Source organism: Lysinibacillus sp. NPDC097279 (assembly GCF_044761745.1).
Classification (GTDB): domain Bacteria; phylum Bacillota; class Bacilli; order Bacillales_A; family Planococcaceae; genus Lysinibacillus.
The window spans coordinates 1-5,515 of the sequence record NZ_JBIWDA010000015.1; the positions used below are offsets into that span (position 1 = coordinate 1).

At 38.2% G+C, this 5,515-nt stretch carries 4 protein-coding genes, 1 tRNA gene and 1 rRNA gene; 3 read left to right on the top strand and 3 right to left on the bottom strand.

All coding sequences use genetic code 11. The features are described 5' to 3' along the window. The first annotated feature begins 16 nt into the window (after positions 1-16). A tRNA-Glu gene (locus ACIQ1H_RS22905) sits at positions 17-88 on the top strand. 102 nt (positions 89-190) lie between these two features. On the opposite strand, the gene nadA is transcribed toward ACIQ1H_RS22905, so the two are convergent. The 3 genes from nadA to nadB are packed head-to-tail and all read right to left on the bottom strand — an operon-like array spanning position 191 to position 3,684. Continuing rightward, complete coding sequence (gene nadA / locus ACIQ1H_RS22910) at positions 191-1,294, bottom strand: quinolinate synthase NadA (protein WP_402892351.1); 1,104 nt, start codon at positions 1,292-1,294, stop codon at positions 191-193. Then, a complete protein-coding gene (gene nadC, locus ACIQ1H_RS22915) occupies positions 1,281-2,141 on the bottom strand; it encodes a carboxylating nicotinate-nucleotide diphosphorylase (protein WP_402892352.1) in 861 nt (286 codons plus the stop codon). The genes nadA and nadC overlap by 14 nt, the downstream gene beginning before the upstream one ends. Continuing rightward, positions 2,098-3,684: an L-aspartate oxidase gene (gene nadB, locus ACIQ1H_RS22920; RefSeq protein ID WP_402892355.1), complete on the bottom strand. Its 1,587-nt coding sequence runs from the start codon at positions 3,682-3,684 to the stop codon at positions 2,098-2,100. The genes nadC and nadB overlap by 44 nt, the downstream gene beginning before the upstream one ends. Before the next feature lie 99 nt (positions 3,685-3,783). Here nadB and ACIQ1H_RS22925 point away from each other — a divergent pair, with 99 nt between their 5' ends. Together ACIQ1H_RS22925 and rrf are read left to right on the top strand one after the other, a co-directional pair. Beyond that, entirely contained in the window at positions 3,784-4,875 is a 1,092-nt protein-coding gene (locus ACIQ1H_RS22925; protein WP_402892358.1) for a cysteine desulfurase family protein, read from the top strand. 552 nt (positions 4,876-5,427) lie between these two features. Continuing rightward, positions 5,428-5,515: ribosomal RNA gene (gene rrf / locus ACIQ1H_RS22930) — 5S ribosomal RNA — on the top strand; the annotation flags it as partial.

A 5,515-nucleotide genomic window follows, 5' to 3' on the forward strand; every position in this document is an offset into this window, starting at 1 on the left:
CTCCTTCTCCGCCATTGGCCCCTTGGTCAAGCGGTTAAGACACCGCCCTTTCACGGCGGTAACACGGGTTCGAATCCCGTAGGGGTCATACTAAAGCACAGTCGATGTGAACAAATACATCGACTGTGCTTTTTTTATTAGGAGAAATAGGAAAAATCGTCTACCAATAAATAGGTAGACGATTTTTTGCTTATGCACGTGATAGCATTCTTTCAAGGGAGCTACGAGCTTCCTTTGCCGTTGACGCATCTACTTGGATACGGTTATGGGGCTTGCCCTGAACAATGCTCTCAAGTGACCACAGTAAATGTGGAAGGTCAATGCGATTCATTGTAAGACAAGGGCAAAAGTTTTCGTTTAAAGAAATAATATGTTTATCAGGGTGTTGTTGAATAATTCGGTTTACTAAATTCATTTCTGTTCCAATTGCCCACGCTGATCCGCTTGAAGCATTATTAATCGTATCAAGGATATATTTTGTAGAGCCTGAATCATCTGCAGCTGCGACAACTTCACGGCTACATTCAGGATGTACGATAATACGCATATTTGGATTTGATTGACGAACCATTGCTGTATGTTGAACTGTAAAGCCTTCATGGACTGAACAATGTCCTTTCCACAATATTACTTGAATATTTTCTGGCGATTGATCTGTTTCAAGCGTATTCGTATGTGGATTCCATACAGCCATATTTTCGAGTGGCACACCTAAGTCGAACGCTGTATTTCTTCCTAAATGCTGATCTGGTAAAAATAATATACGCTGTTTTTGTGTAAATGCCCATTTTACCATTTCTTTAGCATTAGAAGAGGTTACACAAGCACCGCCGTGACGTCCAGTAAATGCTTTAATCGCGGCAGTAGAATTAACATATGTTAACGGTAAAATTGTATTGCCGAAAAGTTGCTGTAGCATAGGCCAAGCTTGTTCTGTTTGATAAATATCTGCCATATCAGCCATCGAACACCCTGCACGCATATCAGGTAGGTAGACATGTTGCTTCTCCATAGTAAGCATATCGGCTGTCTCTGCCATAAAATGCACACCACAAAAAACGATATGCTCGGCTTCTTTATTAGCAGCGGATATTTGAGCAAGCTGTAAGGAATCCCCTGTAGCATCAGCAAATTGTATTACTTCATCTTTTTGATAGTGATGGCCAGGTATAAAAAGTGTCTTACCTAGCTTCTTTTTTATAGTTCGAATACGAGATTCCATTTCGATGGATGATAATGTTCGATAATGGTCAGGAAGTAATGTGGTTTGTTGTAGTAAACTAGTGATGGACAAGTGTATGCTCTCCTTTCATTTGTACAAGTGCACTAATATCAAAAGTTTTTACGGAATGAGTTAATGCACCTAATGAAATCCATTGAATGCCTGACTTCGCATAAGCATTGAGGTTTTCTAATGTAATGCCACCAGAAGCTTCAGTAGCGATATGTGCTGGAACGATTGGAAGCCAAGCATGTATTTCTTCAGGTGTACGATTATCGAACATAATAATGTCAGCCCCTGCTAATATAGCTTCTTCTAATTGTGCTTTCGTTTCAATCTCGACTTCGATTTTTACCGTGTGCCCAATTTTCTTGCGAGCAGTTTGTACGGCTTTGGTAATATTTCCTGCAAAAGCAATATGATTATCCTTGAGCATAATTGCATCGTATAAGCCACTTCGGTGATTAAAGGCACCTCCTACTCGTACCGCATATTTGTCGAGCATACGTAATCCTGGAATGGTTTTGCGTGTATCACAAATTTTCGCAGAGGTTCCTACAGTTTCACGAACAGCTAAGTTGGCTGCTGTAGCGATAGCAGACATGCGTTGAATAAGATTCAAAATGACTCGTTCACCTAATAATAATTTTTGTAGAGGTCCTTTAATAACAGCAAGAACATCTCCGTAATTCACAGCATCCCCATCATTTTTATGCATAGTTATATGCATCGAAGGATCAAGTAAACGAAATCCATGTTCGATAATAGGTGTTCCACAAAAAATACCGCTGTCTTTTGCATAAAAGGAAAAGGAGCCTATTTGGTCGATTGAAAAGATTAGTTCACTTGATAAATCCCCATCTCCTATATCTTCATTAAAAAATTGCTTGAGCATTTCCTCGAGTTTGATGATATTCATACAATGAATTCCTCACTTTCATTTGTCCTTGTTGAAAAATAATCCAGCGCTGTGCCCAATATGCTTCACTGTTAGGCATATCATTCCGAATGTGAGCACCGCGAGTTTCTGTTCGCGTGATAGCTGCATGGAGCATCAATGATGCAACAATATGCATCATATAAAGTTCGAGCTGCTGTTGATTTAAGTCCTTTACTTTTACTTGACGTAAATCTTGTAATGAAGGTAGTTGTTCTTTCAAAAGCTGCATATCGAAAGGGTCTCGGACAATGCCTAATGAGCGCATCATGGTTTGTTGTAAGTTTTCCTTTGTGAATAATGCTGGCATTGATTGATAATCATTAACAACAGCAGGTGTGAAATTAGTTTGCTTACAACCTGCTTTTATAATAAATTGAGCCATTTTTTGACCAAATGTTATGCCTTCGAGTAATGAATTGCTCGCTAAACGGTTTGCACCATGAACTCCTGTACATGCTACCTCACCAACAGCATAGAGATGGGAAATCGAGGTTCTTCCCTTATCATCCGCAATCACACCACCCATTAAAAAATGGGCGCCTGGAGCTACAGGAATTAGGCCGTCTTGTATATCTAAACCATTTTCAATACAAAGTTTTGTAATTGTAGGGAATTTATCTTCAAATCCCTGAATGCTTGAAATATCAATAAATGTTTCGTGCCCTGAGGCGCGTTTAGTATATAATGTGTGTGCTGTAATATGGCGCGGAGCTAAATCGAGCAATGGATGCACACCTTCCATAATTGGTTGACGCTCTGCATTAACAAAAATTCCTCCTGCTCCCCGAACAGCTTCAGAAACCAACCCTTTAGCTTCACCATTACACCATAATAGACTTGGATGAAATTGCATAAATTCCATGTCACTGATAGCAGCGCCAGCACGGTAAGCTAATGCAATGCCGTCTCCAGAATTCGTGGCAAAGTTCGAAGTGTTTGAGTAGAGAGCACCTGCACCACCTGAAGCCAGAATGACGTGATGAGCAAAGTAACGTTTTATTTCTTTTTCACTTTTTGTCAGTACACCAATACAAGCACCATCCGTATTCAGTAACAAGTCATAAGCCATCTCATTGCTATTAATGTGAACGTTTGAAGATAGATGCTGAAGCAAATAATCAATTAGCACTTGGCCAGTCCTATCACCACCGGCATGTATAATTCGTTGATGGCTATGTGCTCCTTCTAAGCCTAGAGCAGGTTCGCCATTTTCTTGCCGATCAATAGGTAAACCCTCTAATAGCAGTTGCTGTATAATCGTCATTCCATCCTTTATAAGTACATCAACGAATTTGTTTTCATGATGGTGTTCACCTGCCGCCAGTGTATCAGCAATATGAAAACTTGTATGATCTTCTGGACTAGTAACAGCAGCTATTCCTCCTTGTGCACGATAAGAGCTACTCATTTTAACTGAGGATTTTGTAACAATCTGTACTTGAAAATATTGTCCGAGTAGTCGTGCAGCTTGAAGTGACGCAATGCCGCTACCAATAATAAGTATGTCTGTCTTTACATCCATAGCTATACCTTCTTTACAGTTGTCTTGACACATATCTTTACATAAAATAAAAAGGAAAACAAGACTTGATGACTAGAAAGGGAGAATTAGATGATTTATATGGATTATGCAGCAACATCGCCAATGTCCAGTAATGCACTTCAGGCTTATTGTGATGTAGCAAAACGTTATTATGGAAATAGTGCGAGCTTACACGATTTAGGAGGACAAGCAAATTATTTTGTGGAGCAGGCACGAACTGTAGTAGCCAAAACTCTCGGCGTTGGACGGAATGGGATAATTTTTACTGGGAGCGGCACAGAGGGAAATATACTATCAATTTTGTCACTAGCTTTAGCTGCAAAACAGGGTAAGCATATTATTTCATCCCAGGCTGAACATACATCTGTTCATGCAGCATTAAATACACTTGAAAAAATGGGGTTTGCCATCACGAAATTACCTTTACAGCTAAATGGGTGTATTGATGTAGAACAAGTTCGAAAGGCGATAAGGGAAGATACAGCATTAATAACGATTCAGCATGTAAATTCTGAAATAGGTTCCATCCAACCTGTAGAGGAAATCGTCGAAATAGCAAATAATGCAAATATATTTTTTCATGTAGATTGTGTGCAGTCATTTAGTAAACTAGCAACATATTCATTTAGTGCAAATGTAGATGCGATAACGGTTTCAGCCCATAAAATAGGAGGACCAAAAGGGTGTGGGGCTATTTTTATCAATCCGAAAATTCGAGTTCCAACATTAACGCCTGGTGTAACGCATGAACGAGGTTTACGAGGAGGAACATTAGATACACCTGCCATTGTTGCATTTGCGACAGCTATTGAAAACTATCAATATGAGCGTCAACATTATGAATTACTACGCCAATATTTACGAAACAATTTACCGTCAACTTGTCAGTTGATTGAATGTGACAATCAACTGCCTAGTATATGCGGCTTGATAATGGAAAAAGTAGAGGGGCAATATGTGTTGTTAAAATTAAACGAAGCAGGTATTTGTATTTCAACGGGTAGTGCTTGTGATATTCACAGTGAGTCTGGTACAAAGGCAATTTTATCAATGGGCTATACGATGGAGGAGGCACGCCAATTTTTTAGAATTTCCTTTGGACCAACAACATCATTTGAAGAAATTGATCAGTTAGTTGCTGCTCTTACTAATGTTTTTGTAAAATACTAAACGGAAATATAAATGTTAGTAAAATATTTTATTAAAAAGCTTTAGATTTTCACTTAGAGTCCCCACTTTCAGTGAAAATCAAAGGCTTTTCATAAATATGATTAGGAAATACATTGAAGGGTAGAATATTAAAGTTTTTATCTAATATCTATCCAAGTAGTTTTAAATAAAATCTATTGGGGAAACTGTACAAAGGCACATTCGTAATATGCGCTTGTTGTGTTCGCTAGACTGCAAAAAGGGTAGTAGTTTTGTTTGTTAGTTTTCTTTAGCATGCTTTTACTATGTGCTTATACGATAAAGTTTTAATTTTTATTAATAAAATGTTTTCTTTTGAAAAAACAATTGCTATAATGATTAGCAGAGCGATAATTTCTCTCACATAACAAAAATATCTTCAAAAAGTAATAATTTCTTTTTTTTATAAAAAAGGGTTGCAATATGTTGATAAACGTTATACAATAATTCTTGTCTTGAAGGACAGGTAAACAACTTCAAAACGATATACATAAAGGTTTCATGAATATGTAGTAAATTAGAAACCAAACATAGTCTAGTGATGATGGCAAAGAGGTCACACCCGTTCCCATACCGAACACGGAAGTTAAGCTCTTTAGCGCCGATGGTAGTTGGGGGCTTC